The following is an 18,434-nucleotide window of genomic DNA, read 5'->3' as shown; positions in this document are numbered from 1 at the left end:
GCTGCGGTCGCAGCGGCACACAGGCCCTCGCTTTTCTTCCACTCCTCATGCGCAAATTCCTTGCGGCGCTCGGCCTCGTCCCGTTCACCGCCTACGTTGTGTTGTTTCTGATCGTTCCGACACTCATCGCCGTCGGGTCCGGTTTCACCGCAGACGGTGGCCTCACGCTCGAAAATCTCCCCGTGCTGTTCGCCCCCGAGACGCTGTCGGCGTTCTGGGCGAGCATCTGGCTGAGCGCCGTCACTGCGGTGGTCGGCGCGGTCGTCGGAGCGACCCTCTGCTGGGCGCTCGCTGCCCTGCCAGAACAGGGCCCGCTCCGCCGCGTCGTCGACGCCGCGAGCTCGGTGCTTGCGCAGTTCGGCGGCGTCATGCTCGCCTTCGCCTTTATCGCCACGATCGGCAGTCAGGGCCTCATCACCGTGCTCCTCAGGGAACGGCTCGGCACCGACATCTACGCTGACGGGGTGTGGCTCTACGAGCTGCCGGGTCTCGTGCTGCCGTACCTGTATTTCCAGGTTCCGCTCATGGTGATCACGTTCCTCCCTGCCGTCCTCGCGCTCAGGCCGGGGTGGGCCGAGGCCGTCGCAACGCTCGGCGGCCGCGGCGGCAGCTACTGGCTGCGGGTCGGGATCCCGATCCTCACCCCCGCGTTCCTCGGCTCGCTGCTGCTGCTGTTCGCGAACGCGTTCTCCTCGTACGCGACGGCGGCGGCGCTCATCAGCCAGGGTTCGCAGATTGTGCCGCTGAAGATCAGGGCCGCGCTCATCGGCGAGACCGGCGCCTCGCTCGCCTCGAACGCGGGCGTGCTCGCGCTCGGCATGATCGTCGTCATGACCATCGTGATGTTCGGGTACGGGCGCCTCATGGCCCGCACCGCGAGGTGGCAGGGGTGAGCGCCGGGATCCCCGGGCGCCCCTCGCCCGCCGCCGCCAGGGCGGTCGTCGCCGTGATCGGGATCGTGTTTCTCATTCCGCTCGTCGCGATGCTCGAGTTCACGCTGCGCAACACCGCCGGCGGCCACGATCTCTCGCACTGGGCGGCCCTGTTCGACCCCGACAAGGCGCGTGGCTACCGCGTGCTCGCGCAGGGCGTTCAGAATTCGCTCTTGCTCGCCGTGATCTCGCTCGGCATCGTGCTCGTGCTGTTCTTCCCGACGATCGTGCTCGTGCACCTGAGGTTTCCGCGGCTGCAGCGCGCGCTTGACCTGTTGACCGTGTTGCCGATCGCTGTGCCCGCGATTGTGCTCGTCGTCGGCTTCGCGCCGATCTACCGGGTGATCGGCCAGACCTTCGGGTCGGGCGTGTGGACGCTCGCGCTCGCCTACGGGGTACTCGTGCTCCCGTTCGCGTACCGAGCGATCGCCGCAGACCTCACCGGCATGGACGCGCGCGTGCGCGCCGAGGCCGCCCGCTCGCTCGGCGCCGGCTGGGTGACCGTGCTCGTTCGCGTCATCGCGCCCGGTGTGCGGCGGGGCCTGCTCGCCGCCTCGCTCGTCACCATCGCGATCGTGCTCGGTGAGTTCACCGTGTCGTCGCTACTCAACCGAGTCACCCTGCAGACCGCGCTCCTGCAGATCTCGAAATCAGACCCGTTCGTCGCGGTTGCCGTGTCGCTCATCTCGCTCGTCGCGGCGTTCGTGCTGCTGCTGCTCGTGAGCGCAACCGGCGGCCCGCCGCGGCGGCGCTCGCCCGGCGGCGCGGCCGAAGTTCGCGTCGCCCCACCCACTACTCCGCGCGCCGCAGCACCCGCGCCCAGTCAGAAGGAGCCCGGCCGTGGCCGCTAACCCCGCCCCCGCCTCATCGCCTGTCAGGCTCGAAGGCGTCACGAAGTCTTACGGGTCAACGACCGTGCTGCACGGCGTCGACCTCGCGCTCGACCCCGGCGAGCTCGTCTGCCTGCTCGGCCCATCGGGCTGCGGGAAGACGACGGCGCTGCGCTGCATTGCGGGGCTTGAGCGGGTCTCGGGCGGGCGGATCTTGCTCGGCGACGAAGACGTGACCGGTGTACCCGTGAGCCGCCGCGACATCGGAATGGTCTTCCAGCAGTACTCACTGTTCCCGCACCTCTCGGTAGCGCGAAACGTCGAGTTCGGGCTGCGAATGCGCCGCGTGGATCGTGCCGAGCGCACGCGGCGGGTTGGGGAGCTCCTCGAGATTGTCGGGCTCGACCACCTCGCCGAGCGTTTCCCGCACGAGCTGTCGGGCGGTCAACAGCAGCGCGTCGCGCTCGCGCGGGCCCTCGTCACGCGGCCTCGCGCCCTGCTCCTCGACGAGCCGCTCTCGGCCCTCGACGCCAAGGTTCGGGTGCGGCTTCGGGAGCAGATCCGGGCGATCCAGACGGAGCTCGGCATCAGCACCGTGTTCGTCACGCACGACCAGGAGGAGGCGCTCGCGATCTCAGACAGGGTCGCGGTCATGGAGGCCGGCAGGATCGCCCAGCTCGGCACCCCCGAGGAGCTCTACCGGCGGCCAGTGTCGCCGTTCGTCGCCGACTTCGTTGGCCTGTCGAACCGGGTCTCGGGGGTGCTCGACACGCACCCCGACGGCGCGGTCGTGCGCGTGCAGGGGGCAGCCATCCCCGTGATCGGCGGAAAGCCTGGTGCCGGCCTCGGGTCAGCTCTGGGGGCGGGATCGGGGGCCTCCGGGTCCGCCGTGACCGCGTACGTGCGACCCGAGCACGTTCGGCTCGCACCAGGAACGCCGGTGCGAGCGCAGCCCGGGCCGACGACAAGCACAGGGATTGGGGCTGCGGGCATCGCCGCGACGGTCGTCTCCAGCGGCTTCCTCGGCTCCATTCGCCGCACCGTTGTCGAGCTCAGCGATGGCACGACGCTGGCCTCACAACACGGCGCGGATGTTGCCTTCCAGCCCGGTGACGCCGTCGACGTCTCGTTCGCAGCGGAGCCAGTCGCCGTCGCGCCGCTCGGATAGCCGGGCCTGGTGCCCGGCTCCGCTCGCTTGGCACACCCGGCGGTTAGCGACGCTCCCGAAAGAAGTCCTCGAGAAGCGCCGCGCACTCCTCGGCCCGCACGCCCGCGACCACCTCGGGCACCGGGTGTGGCAGCCGGCCGTCGCGGAGCAGATCGTAGACGCTGCCGACCGCGCCGGCCTTCTCATCCCAGGCGCCGAACACTACTCGCGAAACACGCGCTGCCAAGATCACCCCGGCGCACATGGTGCACGGCTCGAGCGTGACGACGAGCGTGCAACCGTTCAGGTACCGATCGCCCGCAGCGGCCGCTGCCGCCCTGATCGCAACGACCTCGGCGTGCGCCGTGGGATCCACACCCGCCTCGCGCGCGTTTCGCCCGGTCGCGAGCACCTCGCCTGCCGGGCCGAGCAGCACCGCCCCGACGGGTATCTCGCCCTCGGCCGCGGCGGCGCGCGCCTCGTCGATTGCGCGGCCCATTGCGCGAAGCTCGGCTGGTGATGGAGGGATGGTGGTCACGGCAATAGAATAGGGGCATGCGAGTCTTCGTTGCAGATCATCCACTGATCACACACAAACTGACGGTGCTGCGCGACGCGAAAACGCCGCAGCCGACATTCCGCCTCCTCGTCGAGGAGATCATGACGCTGCTGGCCTACGAGGCCACGCGCGAGGTGCGCGTCTCCCCGATCGAGATCCAGACCCCGGTCGCCAAGACCACGGGCGTGCGACTGAGCGAGCCACTGCCGCTCATCGTGCCGATCCTGCGCGCCGGGCTCGGCATGCTCGAGGGCATGGTCAAGCTCGTGCCGACCGCCGAGGTCGGCTTCCTCGGCATGGTGCGCGACGAAGAGACGCTGCAGCCGACCACGTACGCGGAGCGCCTCCCCGAGTCGCTCGCCGGGCGCCAGTGCTTCGTACTCGACCCGATGCTCGCGACCGGAGGCTCGCTCGCCGCGGCAATCGACTTCCTGTTCGCGCGCGGCGCCGACGACATCACCGCGATCTGCATTCTCGGCACCCCCGAGGGCGTCGAGCTCATGCGGCAGGCAGCTGGCGACCGCAATGTCACGCTCGTGCTGGGAGCCCTCGACGAGGGGCTCGACGAGAACGCCTACATCGTGCCCGGCCTCGGAGACGCTGGCGACCGCCTGTACGGCACCGCGTAACCGGGCCGGGCTCCGGCATCACGGCGCCTCCCACAGCGCAATATCAACGTCGAGCGCGGTTGGTAGCCACCTCGGCCGCCAACCGCGCTCGTTCGCTACGCGGCCGCGCTGCTCAGCGCGTCGACCTCATCAGCGGTGAGCGCCAGCGTCATCGACGCGAGCAGCGCCGGGAGCTGCGCGGTCGTACGCGCACTCGCGATCGGCGCGCCGTTCGCGAGCCGCAGACGCAGCCACGCGAGCGACACCGAGGCGAGCTCGGCTCCGTGCGCCGCGGCGATCTCATCGAGCGCCGCGAGCACCCGGCGGCCGCGATCGTCGAGGTAGGCAGCCGCGGCCGCCGCTCTCGGGCTTGCCCCCGCAGCCTCCGCCGCGCCCGCTTCCCGGTACTTCCCAGCGAGAAAGCCCTTGGCGAGCCCGAAGTAGGGGAAGACTGAGAGCCCCTCGCGATCCGCCACCGAATTCAGCCCGTTCGCCTCAAAATCGCGCTCGACGAGGTTGTAGTGCGGCTGCAGCGCGACGGGAAGATGGTAGCCGCCGGCCCGGGCGATCTCGAACCACTCCGCAACCCGCTCGGCCGTGTAGTTCGACACCCCGATCGCACGAATCTTGCCCGCATCGACGAGCCCCGAGAACGCCTCGACGGTCTCGGCGAGCGGGGTCTCCTCGTCGTCGAAGTGCGCGTAGTAGAGGTCAATGCGGTCGGTCTGCAGCCGCGCGAGCGAGGCGTCTGCCGCGGCCCGCACATTCGCCGCGGAGAGCCCGGAGAAGTCGGGGTGCGTCGACACCTTTGTCGCGAGCGTCACCCGGTCTCGCGCGCCGCGAGCGCTCAGCCACTCTCCAATGATCGTCTCCGATTCGCCGCCAGTGTTCCCTGGCACCCAGTGAGAGTACCCGTCGGCAGTGTCGACGAAATCGCCGCCGCCCGCGAGAAAGCCGTCGAGCACGGCGAACGAGTCGTCGCGGTCGGCCGTCCACCCAAACACGTTTGCGCCGAGCGCGAGCGGTGCGACCGCAAGCTCGGAGTGGCCAATTCGAATGCGCTCGGGCATGTGTCTCCATTCGTCAGCGGTGCCTTGGCGCACCACCTGCGACGCTACAGGGCCGGGCTGAGGGCCGCACGCCAGTCGTCGAGGGCGACAGGGTCGTCGGTGATAATGAGGTCGATGCCAGTAGCGCGCGCCTGCCGCCACTGCTTCGCCGTGTTCAGCGTGTAGACCATCGTGCCGATGCCGAGCAGCCGCGCCTCGTCGATGAGCCCGAGTTCACGGTCAAATACCTCCGTGCGAGCCCCAATCGCCGACACGTTCAGCATTGCCGCGAGTTCGAGCGTCGGCCTGCCCCAGTCGCGCGTGAGCATCACGCGCGCGAACTCAGGGGCGAGCACAGCGAGGCGCTCGAGGTTCTCCACCTCGAACGATTCAAAGGCCACGCGGTCGACGAGGTAACGCGCCCGAAGCAGGTCAACGGCGCCCGCGACATCGTCGTCGCCCCACAGCCCCTTGAGCTCGATGAGCGCGCGGCTATTGGTCGGAGCGAGCTCGTCGAGAAACTCTTCGAGGGTCGGGATAGGCTCGCCCGCGAACTCTGCACCGAACCACGAGCCTGCGTCGAGGGTGCGCAGCTGCTCGAGCGTGGCTTCCGCGACCTGGCCGGTGCCGGTCGTCGTGCGGTCGAGCGTCTCGTCGTGCATGAGCACCGGCACACGGTCGGCGGTGAGGTGCAGGTCGGCCTCGACAAAGTCGACGCCCTGGTCGAACGCGAGCCGCATCGCCGCGAGGGTGTTCTCGGGGGCGAGGGCGGCCGCGCCGCGGTGCGAGATGATGCCGAAACCCTCTCCCCTGCTGAGCGCGCCGTGGAGCTGCAGGGCGCTCGCTGGGGCGGCGTAGGGGTTGGATCCGAGGGCGGTGATGAGCGCTATCACGAAGAACGCAGCGAGCAGAGCTGTGCGTGCTCCGAAGTCTTGGGTTGGCTTCGCGCTGATGCGGTACCGAGGCTGGGTCACGGTGGCTCCTCCCCCGCGCATCGTCGCGCGGTGCACCCACCCTACCGGACTCCGTTACCGATTTGTGATCTTTTCTGGAGCTGCGCTCCGGGGCGCCTGCCCGCCCGGGGTACCCGCTGGCTCGGGGGCACCCGACCGCTCGGGGGCACCGCCCGCCCGGGGCACCCGGGCACTCCGGGCGCCCCGTCGTCGCAGGCTACTCCGCAGCCGCGGGCAGCAGCGCGAGAGCTTCGCCGCCGGGGGCGACGTCGATGCGAGCGACGTCGCCGTCGCGAATCTCGCCGCCGAGAATGCCGCGCGCCAGGCGATCATCGATTTCGCGCTGCATGAGCCTGCGCAGCGGCCGGGCGCCGTACACGGGGTCGTAGCCGCGCTGGGCGAGCCAGGCCCGGGCATCGGGCGTCACCGCGAGGGTGAGCCGGCGCTCGGCCAGGCGATCCTGCAGCCGATCGATCGAGATCTCGACGATTTGCGCGAGCGCATCGACCGACAGCGGGTGGAAGATCACCATCTCATCGAGGCGGTTGACGAACTCGGGCTTGAACGCGCGGCGCACCGTCTCTTGCACAGCCTCAACCTTGGCGCCCCAGGCCATGTCTGGGTCGACGAGGTACTGGCTGCCGAGGTTCGAGGTGAGAATGAGGATCGTGTTGCGGAAGTCGACGGTTCGGCCCTGGCCATCGGTGAGTCGGCCATCGTCGAGCACCTGCAGCAGCACGTCGAAGACCTCGGGGTGGGCCTTCTCGACCTCGTCGAGCAGCACGACCGAGTACGGCCTGCGCCGCACGGCCTCGGTGAGCTGGCCGCCCTGTTCGTAGCCAACGTACCCCGGAGGGGCACCGACGAGGCGCGAGACCGAGTGCTTCTCGCCGTACTCGCTCATGTCGATGCGCACCATCGCGTGCTCGTCGTCGAACAGGAACTCGGCGAGCGCCTTCGCGAGCTCGGTCTTACCGACACCGGTGGGCCCGAGGAACAGGAATGAACCGGTCGGGCGATTCGGGTCGGCGATACCCGCGCGCGTGCGCCGCACCGCGTCGGCGACGGCGTTCGCGGCCTCCTGCTGCCCGACGACCCGCTTGGAGAGCTCGTGTTCGAGCGCGAGCAGTTTCTCGGTCTCGCCCTGCATGAGGCGGCCGACCGGAATGCCCGTCCAGGCGGCGACCACACCCGCGATGTCTTCGTCGGTGACCTGCTCGTTGACCATGCGAGGCTCGCCGTCTGGGCCTTGTGCACCCTGCAGCTCGGCGCGCTCGGCCTCGGCAAGCTCCTTCTCGATCACTGGAATCTCACCGTAGAGCAGCTTCGACGCGCGCTCGAGGTTGCCCTCGCGCTGCGCTCGCTCGGCGTCCATGCGCCGCTGGTCGAGCTGCTCGCGCAGCGCGCCAACGCGGTTCAGGCTCGCGCGCTCGCGCTCCCACCGCTCCTCGAGGCCCGCGAGCTCCGTCTGCTTGCCTGAGAGGTCGTCGCGCAGCTTCGCCAACCGCTCCTTCGAAGCGTCGTCTTTCTCTTTCTTCAGCGCGAGCTCTTCGAGCTTCAGCCGGTCGACCGCACGGCGCAGTTCATCAATCTCGAGCGGGGCCGAGTCGATCTCCATGCGCAGCCGCGACGCAGCCTCGTCAATGAGGTCGATCGCCTTGTCGGGGAGCTGTCGCGCGGTGATGTAGCGGTTCGAGAGCGCCGCCGCCGCCACGAGCGCAGAGTCGGCGATCGTCACCTTGTGGTGCGCCTCGTAGCGCTCCTTCAGCCCGCGCAAAATGGCCACGGTGTCTTCGACGGAGGGCTCACCGACGTACACCTGCTGGAAGCGCCGCTCAAGGGCCGCGTCTTTTTCAATGTACTCGCGGTACTCGTCGAGGGTCGTGGCGCCGATCAGGCGCAGCTCGCCTCGGGCGAGCATAGGCTTAAGCATCTGCGAGGCTGCCACAGACGATTCGCCGCCGCCGGCACCCATGAGCGTGTGGAGCTCATCGATAAACGTGATGATCTGGCCGTCTGATTCTTTGATCTCGGCGAGCACCGCCTTCATGCGCTCCTCGAACTGGCCCCGGTACTTTGCGCCAGCGATGAGGGCAGAGATGTCGAGCGAGATGAGCTCTTTGTCTTTCAGAGATTCGGCGACGTCACCGGCGACGATGCGCTGGGCGAGGCCCTCGACGACGGCCGTCTTGCCGACGCCCGGCTCGCCGATGAGCACGGGGTTGTTCTTTGTGCGCCGGGTCAGCACCTGGCTTACGCGGCGAATTTCGCTGTCGCGCCCAATGACGGGGTCGAGCTTGCCCGAACGGGCCACCTCAGTGAGGTTCACGCCGAACTGCTCGAGCGCACTCTGCGTGTTCTCGCCGTCGGCTGGTTGCCAATTTGCCTGCATGATGTCCTTTCGTGGTGCGTGGGCGGTGCGCCTCGCGAACCCCACGAGGCGCAAACCTGAGTCGATATGACTCAAGTTTATGACGAAAGCCGATTTCTTGCTAGTCAGTTACCTGTGACTCTGCCGTGCAACGGCACCACTCGCGCTAACTGAGGTGCCGAAGATAGCGTTCAGGCGCAGCCATAAACCGGCGCCAGCTATCGACAATCTCGAGATCGTCGTAGGCGCGCATTCGCATGCCCCACTCACCAAGCTCGTAGATAGTCGCCCCGGGCAGCGCCGCGAGCACCGGCGAATGGGTCGACAGAATGACCTGCGAGCCGCTCTCTGCGAGCTCCTTCATACACCCCAGGAGCACCAGGCAGTTCGAGAACGAGAGCGCAGACTCGGGCTCGTCAAACACCCACAACCCCCGAATGCGCGACCGCGACTGCACAAACTCAAGAAAAGACTCGCCGTGACTCTGAAAATTGTGACGGCCAAGCACTCCCGCGTCTGCTTCTTCGATCGCCTGGAGGTACCCGAAATGACCGTGCATCGTTTCTGCCCGCAAGAAGACACCCTTGCGCGAGCCGCCCAGGCCTCGAGCAATCTGCAGGTGGGCCTCGAGGGGCGACTCTGTCGCGAGCGTTGAGTGCCTGGCGTTGTGGGTGCCGCCCTCGGCGTTCAGGCCGTAGGCTGTTGCGATCGCCTCGACGATCGTCGATTTGCCCGCGCCGTTCTCACCAACGAACACGGTCATTGCACCCAGCTCGAAGCGTCGATCGAGCAGCTGTCGAACCGCAGGCACCTCAGCGAACCACGACCGCCGGTCGGCGGGGTGGTCTTCGCGCTCTTCGATCCACCGCACCGGCAACGAGGGTATTCGCACCGAGACCTCGCTTTCTGCGCTCGCATTCGCGCGGCGCGAGCTTCGCCGTGGGCCGCCCGGTTCACTGATTCGGGCGCTGCCCACACCCTACTGCGCACCTCCGACATGCGGCACGCATGCTCGGCGGCCCCGCTCTGCTGCTGGCCCCGCCCCGCGGCCCCGCCCTGCTGCTAGCCTCGCCCTGCTGCTGGCCTCGCTGCCGGCCCCGCCCCGCCCCGCGCCGCCCCGCTGCAGGCCCGCTGCCAGCCCGGGCCTGCGGTACATAGGCAATCAGCCCAACCCAGGCCCCAAACCGCAGAACCACCCAGACCCTGTGCAGATTGCCGATCGACCGCAGCTGGTCCGGGCCCACCACCACCCCAGCCACCACCACCCAAGCCACCACCCAAGCCACCGCCACCACCCCAGCCACCGCCACCACCCGAGCCAGTAGGCTGAAATGGTGACCGACACCAGCACAGCCCACCCGCACGCCTTCGCCTCCGACAACTGGGCGGGGATCCACCCCGAGGTGCTTGCCGCGATCGCGGCGGCGAATACCGGCCACACCGTGGCATACGGCGGCGACCCGTGGACGCTGGAGTTCGAGTCGGTTGCACGGCGCCTCTTCGGCGAGCAGGCCGAGGCCTTCCCGGTGTTCAACGGGTCTGGCGCAAACGTGCTCGCACTGCAGGCGGCGCTGCCGCGCTGGGGCGCGGTGATCTGCGCGGCGACGGCCCACGTCAACACCGACGAGACGGGCGCGCCCGAGAAGACCGGCGGGCTCAAGCTGCTCCCGGTCGCCACGGCAGATGGCAAGCTCACCCCCGAGCTCGTCGACCGCGAGGCCTGGGGCTGGGGCAGTAAGCACCGCGCGCAGCCCCTTGCGGTCACGATCTCGCAGACCACCGAGCTCGGCACCTGCTACACGCCCGACGAGATTCGGGCGCTCGCCGAGCACGCGCACGAGCGCGGCATGCTGCTGCACATCGACGGCTCGCGGCTCGGGGCGGCGGCCGAACACCTCGGCACCAGCCTCGCCGCGATCTCGAGCGATGCCGGGGCAGACCTGCTAAGCCTTGGCGCAACCAAGAATGGCGCGCTCGCGGCCGAGGCGGTCGTTGTGCTGCGCCCCGGCGCGGTCGAGGGGGTCGAGTTTCTCCGCAAGATCAACCTGCAGCTCGCTTCGAAGATGCGCTTCGTGTCGGCCCAGCTCACCGCGCTCTACGGCGGCGACCTGTGGCTGCGCAACGCGGCGCACGCGAACGCCATGGCCGCACGGCTCGCCGCGGGAATCGAGCGGGCCGCGGCGCCTGGCGTGCGGGTCGCCTACCCCGTACAATCCAACGCCGTGTTTGCGGAGCTGCCCGACGAGGTCGCCCTGCGCGCCCAGCGCCAGTTCATGTTTGGTGCGTGGCCAGCGAAGGCCGGCCTGTACCGGCTGATGTGCGCGTTCGACACGACCGAGCGCGACGTCGACGCGCTGCTCGCACTGATTGGTGACGAGCGGAGCTAGCGCGCGACGCGGGGCAGATCGCAGCGGGCGGATCCCCGACCGCAGCATGCCCCAGCGCCGCCGGCCGCCGCCGGCCCCGGTCCAGGCCCGACCCAGGCCCCGCCTAGATGCCGCCTAGATGCCGCCGAACGCGAGCCTGGCCGCGATCACGAGCATCACGCACGCGACCACGCCGTCGAGAATTTGCCACGACCGCGGTGTGGCAAAGAACCGGGTGAGCGCGCGAGCTCCATACCCGAGCACAAAGAACCACCCGATGCTCGCGATCGCTCCCCCGGCGGCGAACCACCACCTTGCGGGGTCGCCCTGGGCGTTGCCGATCGACCCCATGAGCACCATCGTGTCGAGATACACGTGCGGGTTGAGGTAGGTGATCGCGAGGCACGCGAGCACCACGCTCTTCAGCGACCGCGGCTCCCCCGTCTCGCCCGCGACGAGCACCTCGGGGCGGAGCGCCCGGCGCGCGGCCGACCAGGCATACCAGAGCAAGAACGCTACGCCGCCCCATCGCACCACCTCAAGCACAACGGGGGCGCGCTCAATGACGAGCCCGATGCCAGCGACCCCGAGCGTCTCAAGCAGCGCGTCGGTCAGCCCGCAGATGAGCACGACGGGGAGCACGTGTTCGCGGCGAATGCCCTGGCGCAGCACGAAGGCGTTCTGCGCACCGATCGCGACGATCAACGAGAGGCCGCTACCGATGCCGACGAGAAGAGGAATGATCACCCATCGACGCTATGGCCTGCGGCACGCTCCGCGCCACTTCAGCCCGGCGAATTATTCTGAAGGAACATTAGCTGTGCTTAAGATAGGCGCATGGACCTGCCGCTCGAACACCTGCGCACCTTCGCCGCGGTCGTCGACTCCGGCTCGCTCGAAGCGGCCGCGAAGCTCCTGCACATCTCACCCTCGGCGGTGAGCCAGCGCCTGCGGAGCATGGAGGAGCGCATCGGAGCCGTGCTGCTGCGCCGCACCCGGCCCGTCGCGGTCACCGAGGCTGGCGCGACGGTGCTGCGGGCGGCACGGCAACTCGCCCAGATCGTCGAAGACGTTGCCGCGGAGTTCGACCAGCGCACGGAGCGCGGCTCGCTCGTGCGCCTCGTGATCAACGCAGACTCGCTGGCGACCTGGTTTGTGCCGGCGCTCGCGCGAGCGGCCTCCGAGACGGGGGCGCGGTTCGAGGTGCTGCGCGCCGACGAGACCATCTCGACCGAGAAGCTGCGCAGCGGCGAGGTGATGGCGGCGCTCACGGCGACGTCGGAGCCCGTGCCCGGGTGCGTCTCGACACTGCTCGGGGTAGATCAGTACCACGCGGTCGCCGCCCCGGAGTTTCACCGCGCACACTTCGGTCGGGGAGTCACGGCGGCGGCACTGATGAGTGCGCCGATGGTCGAGTTCGACCGCTTCGACATGTTTCAGCAACGGTTCATCTCGGAGTGCGTGCGGGCCGAGTCGGGCGCGGCCACCGCAACCGCCCCCACCACAGCACCCCAGGGCAGCACTGGCCCACCGCGAAACTTCGTACCGTCGTCGGCCGAGTTTGCGCTCGCTGTCGAGCTGGGCATGGGGTGGGGCATGCTGCCGCGCCTGCAGTGCGCCGAGGCGCTGCGCCGAGGCACGCTCGTGGAGCTCATTCCGGGCCGCTCGCTGCCACTGCCCCTGTACTGGCAGCGCTGGGATCTGCGCTCTCCCGTGCTCGACGCGCTGTCTGAGATCGTTGCGCAGGAGGCAGAGCGCGCGCTTTCGCCGACCTCGGTGGAATACGCCGCCCGGCTGTGATGTTTGTGTCTCTGCCGGGGCGCACACGCGCCCTGTTTCGTTTCACCCAGGAGATTCATGTCTGCAAAGCACGCTACGACAAGCGCCCCCATTCTCAGCACTCTCACCGAGCGCTGGAGCCCACGGGCGTTCGACACCGACCACGCACTGCCCGAAAACGCCCTGCTCAGTGCGTTTGAGGCCGCCCGCTGGTCGCCGAGCGCAAGCAACACGCAGCCGTGGCGCTTTATCGTCGCCCGCCGCGGCAGCGAGTCGTTCAAGCAGATCGAGGCAACGCTCGCCGGTTTCAACTCGGCGTGGGCCGGCGCCGCGTCGGCACTCGTGGTGAACCTGGCCGTCGTCGAGAACTCGGCCGGCGAACCGCAGCGCTGGGCGGAGTACGACCTGGGTCAGGCCGTCGCCCACCTCTCCATTCAGGCCCACAGCGAGGGCCTGTACGTGCACCAGATGGGCGGCTTCGATGCCGCAAAGATCAGCGAGGTGTTCGAACTCGGTTCGGAGCTTCGCCCCGTCTCGGTCATGACAATCGGCAAGCTCGGCGTGCCCGAGCAGCTGGCCGAGCCGCTGAAGGAGCGCGAGCTCGCGCCACGCGCTCGGCTGTCGGTCGACGAGCTCATCGTCGTCAACGACTAGCCTCGCTTTCGCCGCGGGGCCGGCGCTACTCGGTAGTGTCGGCCTCGTAGCCAGCGCCATCGAGCCGCAGCGCGCGCACGAGATCTGCCGCGTGCACGGTCGATACGATCACCCTCGAGAAGGTGTCGAACTCCCCGACCCAGCCGCGGTTCTCGTCGGCGCTCTCTGGCACGTCCAAATCAATCACCACGGCCTCGCGGCCACGCCTGGCGAGCACAAAATCGCGCCCGCCGCGGGTGCGCCAGGTGCCGTAGGCGAGCCCACGCGGGAGGCCGGCGCCCGGCGATCGGATCCCGCGGATCCACACCCACGGGTCTTCTGTAATCATCGCGGAGCGGATCGCCGAGCGATCGAGCACCACATCGCGCCGGCGAAGCGCGACCGTCTTCTCCGCCGCGGTAAGGCGGATGATCACCCTGTCGGCGTGCACTTCGATTCTTGCCATGGTCTCAGTCCAGCATGTCGCTGTGATCAATCGCCGACTCAACGGCGTCGATGATGGCATCGATGTCGGCCTGGCGGCCGCTCGCGCCGGCAAGCTCGAGCTCTTCGGCGGCCGCAACCGTGCTCTCGCCGACACACACGACAAGCGTGTCGGGGGGCAACTGCGGGAACTGCTTGCGCACTTCTTCGGCGATCTTCGCCGAGGCGACGAGAATCGCGTTGATGCGCCCCGAATCAATATCCTCACGAATGTGCACGGAGGCGGGCACCCCGATAGTGCGGAACGCAAGCACCTGGGTGACGTCGTGGCCGCGCTCGATGAGGCCCTCCGTGAGCACCGGCTTCGCCACGTCAGAGCGGAGCGTCAGCACGCGCAGCACCTCGCCGGCGTCGATGTCTTTCCACTCCTTCAGCAGCTGAAAGGTCGTGTTGTTGTCTTCGTCGGGAGTAACGGTAACTGGGTAGCCCGCCTCGCGGAACGCGACCGCGGTCGCCTCGCCAACGATCGCCACTTTGGTGCGCTCGTGGAACTCGGCGTTGTGGTGCTTGAGCACGTCGGCAACCGTCGCGCTCGTAGCTGTCATCCAGTCGAACTCGCCGGCCTTGAGATCTTTCAGGGCCTCGACAAGCTTGTCTTCCTCGCTCGTGTGCGAAAAGTCGACGAGCGGGGCGATCACCGTCTGCGCGCCACGGTCACGCAGCGCCTGCGAGACGAGGTCTCCCCAGATTCCGCCGCGTGGAACAAGCACACGGAGGCCGCCGAGCAGCTTAGCCTGATCCGACATACACCCCACATCACTCGAAAACGAACATGAACCGCTCAAGGGCGACTTCTCAAAGAATACGCACTCTTACCGAGTCGCGCGTTCACCTATTCTCGCCCCGCGCCGGGCAAGACGCAAAACCGACGCCGTAGCCCATCAATTGCAACCGAGCTGTTACGTTGACGTATTGAGACCCGACTACACTACGACTGCAGCTACGAACGCAGGTTTTTACTCGCCCGCTTCGCGATCGCCCAGACAACAACACCGGCGGTGGCAGCCACAGCGACCACGCCCGCGACGAACACGAGCGGGCGCTGCTGGCGTTCCTCGCGAATGCGAATGCCGACCCGCTCGGTCGCGTCGTCGATGCGCTTTGCATAGTTCAGGCGGTCTCGCAGCTGCCCGAGCGTGTCGTACAGTTCTGCGCGTGCGAGCTCGGCCTCGGCGAGCCCGAGCTCCCGCTGTTGCTGCTGGGTCATCTCCGGTCTCCGTATCCGCCCGCTGGGGGCTGCGTGGGCTGCTGGGCCGCGGTGTTCGCCTTGCTCGTCGTGTCGGCGTTGAAACGCACCTCTGAAAGTGCGGCGACGTCAGCTCCGACCCGGTCGAGAGTCTGCTCCGGCACGGGGTTGCCTCGCTTAATGAGCTTGTAACCAGCGAACAGTGCTCCCGCGGCGAGCAGCATGAGCGCCGCAGCGACGGTGAGCGCTGCAAGCCACCACGGCCACACGAGGGCAAGCGCCGCGATTGCGGCGATCACGAGGGCCTGAAGCATGAAGAACACGAAAAAGAGCGCGACGACGACGCCTGCGGCGCCGATCCCGGCCTTCTTCGCGGCGCCCACGGCCTCCCGCTTGGCGTTGTCGTACTCGATCTTCGCGAGCGACACGATCTGCTGCGGAAGCCTGGCAAGGAGCTCGAAGGTGCCAGCCTCATCGCGTTTGCGACTCATGCCGAGGTCTCCTCCGAGTCGCCGCGCTCGGCGGGCATCTGCTGCGCGATGCTCGGATTGTCACGCTTGGGCTGCGTATCGCGGTTGGGCTGCGTCGCGGCCGCGAAGGCCGACTTCGCCGCCCGCGACGCTGCGGCCTTCACGTCTTGCACCCGGTCGTCAACCGCGCCCTTGACGGTGCTCACTCCCTGCTGCACGAGCGGGGTCTCCCACACAGCGATGGCGCCGCGCTTGATCTGCTCGTATCGGGCGCGCCCTGCCCGGGTGCCCAACACGTATCCGAGTGCGGCTCCGAGAACGAAACCTACCTTGCCCCTCATGTACTGCCTCCCGACGATCGTCATTCCAGCCTACTCTTCGCAGCCAGCTCCGATACATTCCTATTTCGAAATATACAGGGTGCACTGTGAGGCTACCAACGCGAGCCTGTGCTATTCAGAGATGCCGGTCAGCTTTCGCCGCAGCACCACTGCCCGCCGGCGCCCGGCGACGAGCGCCGCACCGAGGTCGTCGCCGTGATTCCACTCATCGGCGACAATCAACGCCGGATTCGCGTCGAACCGAGCCTCGTCAGCGGCCTCGCGCGCCCCGCGCTCGGCCGTCGTCGAGAACGCAGCGGCCCTCGTGGTCAAGCCGTGCGGCCCGGTTCCCGCCGCGTCAGGGGGCAGCTCGAGCGCAGCCAGCGCCGCGGTGGTTACCTCGCGCGGGAGCGTGCCGGCAGAAGTAGCCCCGGCGCTCGCGCTGCTGGCCGCGTCAGCCGCGTCAGCCGCGCCAGCCGCGCCAGGCACGGTGGGGCCCGCAAGCCTGAGGCTCGACGCCCCCGCTCCGCCCCGCATCAGGCGCGCGGCCCACGTTCCGTGCTGGCCCGCATCGATGAGCACGAGGGGGTCGCCGATCTGCGCGGGGTCGAATTCGCCCGTCTCCGAACCGCCCGGCCCGCCTCCGGCGGCGGCACCGAGAGCTCCATGAATGCCAATTTCAGCATATTCACGCCGCGCCGGGCGTTGTTGCTCGGCGAGATGCTGTGGCTCGCCGAGCGCTACCGGCAGCACCCGCTGCACGTGCGCGGCGTCGCCAATGACCGCGTCGAACACGTGCTGCTCGCCAGCACTATCGGTCACGATCCAAGCCCCGGCCGGGCTGTCGGTCGCGAGGCCATCGGCGGCGTCGCCATCAGCGGTCGCAGGCTCTGCGACCCACTCGATGCGCTCGACCCCGTGTTCGAACGCAACACCGCCGTAGAGCCCGAGCCTGTCTACGAGCAGGTCGCCGAGGGCCGGCCACCCGGCAGCGGGGGCGACGAGGCTTTCGCGGGCAGCGTGCTCCTCCACCTGCTGCGCGGCGGCGCCGGTGAGCGAGCCTGCCCGGGTGAGCGCCTCGTTGAGGCCGGGCTCGACGGCCGCGACCTCCAGTTCGTGCGCGCGTGCTCCCCAGCGCTCGAACACCAGCGGGTCGACGGCGAGGTCGCGAGCTGTCTGCCCAAGCCGCGTGTCGACGAGCCTGCCGAAGTTGTCTGCCTTGCCTATGGTGAGCACGGGCTTCAGCCTGTCGAGGTAGGCGCGGAAGGCGCCGCGCATGCCGCAGAGCGCAATTACGTCGCGCGCGAGTGGAAATGTCGGAATGCCCCAGACCGAGGGCTCCGGTGCCGCCTGCCAAGAGCTGTCACGGGCCCGCAGCAGCGCGCCGCGCGCGCCCGTGACCACCGGTTCGGCCTCGGGGTTCGGTTTCGCCCCGGGCGCGAGCGGCTCGGCGAGCTCGCGGAGGTAGCCGGCGATATCGCCAGCAGAGTCGCGCACCTCGCGATCGGGCACTCGAATTGCGCGGTCGGCAATCGCCACGCGCACGCCGACCTCGGCGAGCTCCAGCGCCGCGGCGAATGCTGCGACGCCGCCGCCGATCAGCAGCGCGCGTTTCACGCCGCCACCTGGCGCCACACGGTGTCGATGCGCTCCCTGCCGTAGCCGTGCTTGCGGAAGATCCGCACTGTCAGCCAGACAAAGAGCGCGAGCCCGACGACCTCGCCGATGAGTGATTCCGGCCCGCCAGAGCTTTCAACCTGCCCAGTGTCGGAGCTCAGCCCCGCGGCCATGAAGCCGAAGGCGGCGAAGTTGTTGATCACGTGAATCGCGATCGCGGCTTCGAGCCCGCCGGTCTTCCAGGTGAGCCACGCGGCGGTGAGCCCCATAATTCCGACCGCGAGCATGCCCCAAATGTCATAGATATGCATCAGTGCGAATGCCAGTGATGAGAGGCCGACGGCGAGCCACGGCGAGCGCATCCACGAGCCAAGCACCTGCAGCGCCAAACCACGGAACACGACCTCCTCGGCGGTTGCCTGGAACGGCACGAGCAGCAGCACGATCACACCCGAGGCGACTGCCGCCGTGACGTTGAAATCTGGGCTGTCGGCCGCAATCGCTTCGCCCGTCGTCGCGCCAGCCGCGGCGGTCATCGTCATGCCAACAATAATTCCGACGCCGTTCATCACGATCACCGAGAGCACAGCGGCTCCCGTGGTGCGCCACAGCAGTCCCCACCTGATGCGACCGGCGACCGACCACACGCGCCCGGTTGGCCTGACTCCGAGCGCAAGCATCGCGAGCAGCACCGCAGGGATCATCAGGGCGATGGTGCCGAGGTTCAGCACGAGGGACCACGGGTGCTGGGTATCGAGCATCGGTGAGATCTGCGCGAACAGTGCGTCGTTGACGTAGTCGGGGTCGAACGCAACGAGCAGCGGCATGAGTGCGAGCGAGAACGCAATATTCATCGCGAAGTAGATGCTCGCGGCGAGCACGAGCACGACGAGCGGCTTCCACCAGGCATACTTCGGCGCGCCGCGGTACAGCCGGTGGTATTCGAGCGGCTCGGTCTCAACCTGCTGAAACTGGGGCTGCGGCTGCACCCATGCCCACTGAGGTGGGGCGCCCCCGGGTGCGCCGGGCGGCAGCTGGGAATCGCCCGGGGGCCGCGAACCCCCGGTGCCGGGTGTGTAACCGTCGATCGGGGGTTGCGTCATCGTGTTC

The 18,434-nt window shown here is 68.6% G+C and carries 20 protein-coding genes; 7 read left to right on the top strand and 13 right to left on the bottom strand.

Features of this window, described 5'->3' with window-relative positions:
* Positions 1–47: 47 nt before the first annotated feature.
* From ABD115_RS01390 to ABD115_RS01380, 3 genes are read left to right on the top strand one after another with little or no spacing between them, the layout of a single operon-like run.
* On the top strand, positions 48–893 hold the full coding sequence (locus ABD115_RS01390; RefSeq protein WP_343957414.1) for an ABC transporter permease: 846 nt from the start codon (positions 48–50) through the stop codon (positions 891–893).
* Entirely contained in the window at positions 890–1,783 is an 894-nt protein-coding gene (locus ABD115_RS01385) for an ABC transporter permease (protein WP_343957412.1), read from the top strand. The genes ABD115_RS01390 and ABD115_RS01385 overlap by 4 nt, the downstream gene beginning before the upstream one ends.
* Positions 1,773–2,930, top strand: coding sequence for an ABC transporter ATP-binding protein (locus ABD115_RS01380; RefSeq protein WP_343957410.1), 1,158 nt, complete (start codon positions 1,773–1,775; stop codon positions 2,928–2,930). Before ABD115_RS01385 ends, ABD115_RS01380 begins: the two co-directional genes overlap by 11 nt.
* Positions 2,931–2,973: 43 nt before the next feature.
* On the opposite strand, the gene ABD115_RS01375 is transcribed toward ABD115_RS01380, so the two are convergent.
* A complete protein-coding gene (locus ABD115_RS01375; RefSeq protein ID WP_343957532.1) occupies positions 2,974–3,408 on the bottom strand; it encodes a nucleoside deaminase in 435 nt (144 codons plus the stop codon).
* Positions 3,409–3,464: 56 nt separating this feature from the next.
* Here ABD115_RS01375 and upp point away from each other — a divergent pair, with 56 nt between their 5' ends.
* Positions 3,465–4,097 (top strand): uracil phosphoribosyltransferase, encoded by a 633-nt coding sequence (gene upp / locus ABD115_RS01370; protein WP_343957408.1) that lies wholly within the window; start codon positions 3,465–3,467, stop codon positions 4,095–4,097.
* 95 nt (positions 4,098–4,192) lie between these two features.
* Here the strand turns inward: upp and ABD115_RS01365 are convergent, their stop codons facing one another.
* From ABD115_RS01365 to ABD115_RS01350, 4 genes are all read right to left on the bottom strand, one after another.
* On the bottom strand, positions 4,193–5,146 hold the full coding sequence (locus ABD115_RS01365) for an aldo/keto reductase (protein WP_343957406.1): 954 nt from the start codon (positions 5,144–5,146) through the stop codon (positions 4,193–4,195).
* A gap of 44 nt (positions 5,147–5,190) precedes the next feature.
* Positions 5,191–6,099, bottom strand: coding sequence for a glycerophosphodiester phosphodiesterase (locus tag ABD115_RS01360; protein ID WP_343957404.1), 909 nt, complete (start codon positions 6,097–6,099; stop codon positions 5,191–5,193).
* Positions 6,100–6,295: 196 nt separating this feature from the next.
* On the bottom strand, positions 6,296–8,470 hold the full coding sequence (locus tag ABD115_RS01355; protein WP_343957402.1) for an ATP-dependent Clp protease ATP-binding subunit: 2,175 nt from the start codon (positions 8,468–8,470) through the stop codon (positions 6,296–6,298).
* 145 nt (positions 8,471–8,615) lie between these two features.
* Positions 8,616–9,320: an AAA family ATPase gene (locus ABD115_RS01350; RefSeq protein ID WP_343957400.1), complete on the bottom strand. Its 705-nt coding sequence runs from the start codon at positions 9,318–9,320 to the stop codon at positions 8,616–8,618.
* Positions 9,321–9,783: 463 nt separating this feature from the next.
* On the opposite strand from ABD115_RS01350, the gene ABD115_RS01345 reads away from it, so the two are divergent.
* Positions 9,784–10,836: a threonine aldolase family protein gene (locus ABD115_RS01345; protein WP_343957398.1), complete on the top strand. Its 1,053-nt coding sequence runs from the start codon at positions 9,784–9,786 to the stop codon at positions 10,834–10,836.
* Positions 10,837–10,950: 114 nt separating this feature from the next.
* Here the strand turns inward: ABD115_RS01345 and lysE are convergent, their stop codons facing one another.
* Positions 10,951–11,562, bottom strand: coding sequence for an L-lysine exporter (gene lysE / locus ABD115_RS01340; RefSeq protein ID WP_343957396.1), 612 nt, complete (start codon positions 11,560–11,562; stop codon positions 10,951–10,953).
* 90 nt (positions 11,563–11,652) lie between these two features.
* Here lysE and ABD115_RS01335 point away from each other — a divergent pair, with 90 nt between their 5' ends.
* Together ABD115_RS01335 and ABD115_RS01330 are read left to right on the top strand one after the other, a co-directional pair.
* Positions 11,653–12,615, top strand: coding sequence for a LysR family transcriptional regulator ArgP (locus ABD115_RS01335; RefSeq protein WP_343957394.1), 963 nt, complete (start codon positions 11,653–11,655; stop codon positions 12,613–12,615).
* A gap of 57 nt (positions 12,616–12,672) precedes the next feature.
* The gene (locus tag ABD115_RS01330; RefSeq protein WP_343957392.1) at positions 12,673–13,248 is read left to right on the top strand and encodes a nitroreductase family protein; all 576 of its coding nucleotides are present in this window, start codon (positions 12,673–12,675) and stop codon (positions 13,246–13,248) included.
* Positions 13,249–13,273: 25 nt separating this feature from the next.
* Here the strand turns inward: ABD115_RS01330 and ABD115_RS01325 are convergent, their stop codons facing one another.
* The 7 genes from ABD115_RS01325 to ABD115_RS01295 form a co-directional block, all read right to left on the bottom strand.
* Positions 13,274–13,693, bottom strand: a complete 420-nt coding sequence (locus ABD115_RS01325) for a hypothetical protein (RefSeq protein WP_343957390.1) — start codon at positions 13,691–13,693, stop codon at positions 13,274–13,276.
* Positions 13,694–13,697: 4 nt separating this feature from the next.
* Positions 13,698–14,477 (bottom strand): uroporphyrinogen-III synthase, encoded by a 780-nt coding sequence (locus ABD115_RS01320; RefSeq protein WP_343957388.1) that lies wholly within the window; start codon positions 14,475–14,477, stop codon positions 13,698–13,700.
* Between the two features lie 194 nt (positions 14,478–14,671).
* Positions 14,672–14,938: a hypothetical protein gene (locus ABD115_RS01315; protein WP_343957386.1), complete on the bottom strand. Its 267-nt coding sequence runs from the start codon at positions 14,936–14,938 to the stop codon at positions 14,672–14,674.
* Positions 14,935–15,408: a phage holin family protein gene (locus ABD115_RS01310; protein ID WP_343957384.1), complete on the bottom strand. Its 474-nt coding sequence runs from the start codon at positions 15,406–15,408 to the stop codon at positions 14,935–14,937. Before ABD115_RS01310 ends, ABD115_RS01315 begins: the two co-directional genes overlap by 4 nt.
* Entirely contained in the window at positions 15,405–15,752 is a 348-nt protein-coding gene (locus tag ABD115_RS01305; protein WP_343957381.1) for a YtxH domain-containing protein, read from the bottom strand. The genes ABD115_RS01310 and ABD115_RS01305 overlap by 4 nt, the downstream gene beginning before the upstream one ends.
* An 87-nt stretch (positions 15,753–15,839) precedes the next feature.
* A complete protein-coding gene (locus tag ABD115_RS01300; RefSeq protein ID WP_343957378.1) occupies positions 15,840–17,324 on the bottom strand; it encodes a hypothetical protein in 1,485 nt (494 codons plus the stop codon).
* On the bottom strand, positions 17,321–18,427 hold the full coding sequence (locus ABD115_RS01295) for a CPBP family intramembrane glutamic endopeptidase (RefSeq protein WP_343957376.1): 1,107 nt from the start codon (positions 18,425–18,427) through the stop codon (positions 17,321–17,323). The genes ABD115_RS01300 and ABD115_RS01295 overlap by 4 nt, the downstream gene beginning before the upstream one ends.
* Positions 18,428–18,434 lie beyond the last annotated feature (7 nt).

This window comes from Leucobacter albus (assembly GCF_039528015.1).
Classification (GTDB): domain Bacteria; phylum Actinomycetota; class Actinomycetes; order Actinomycetales; family Microbacteriaceae; genus Leucobacter; species Leucobacter albus.
This window is presented reverse-complemented; position numbering and strand designations above follow the sequence as displayed.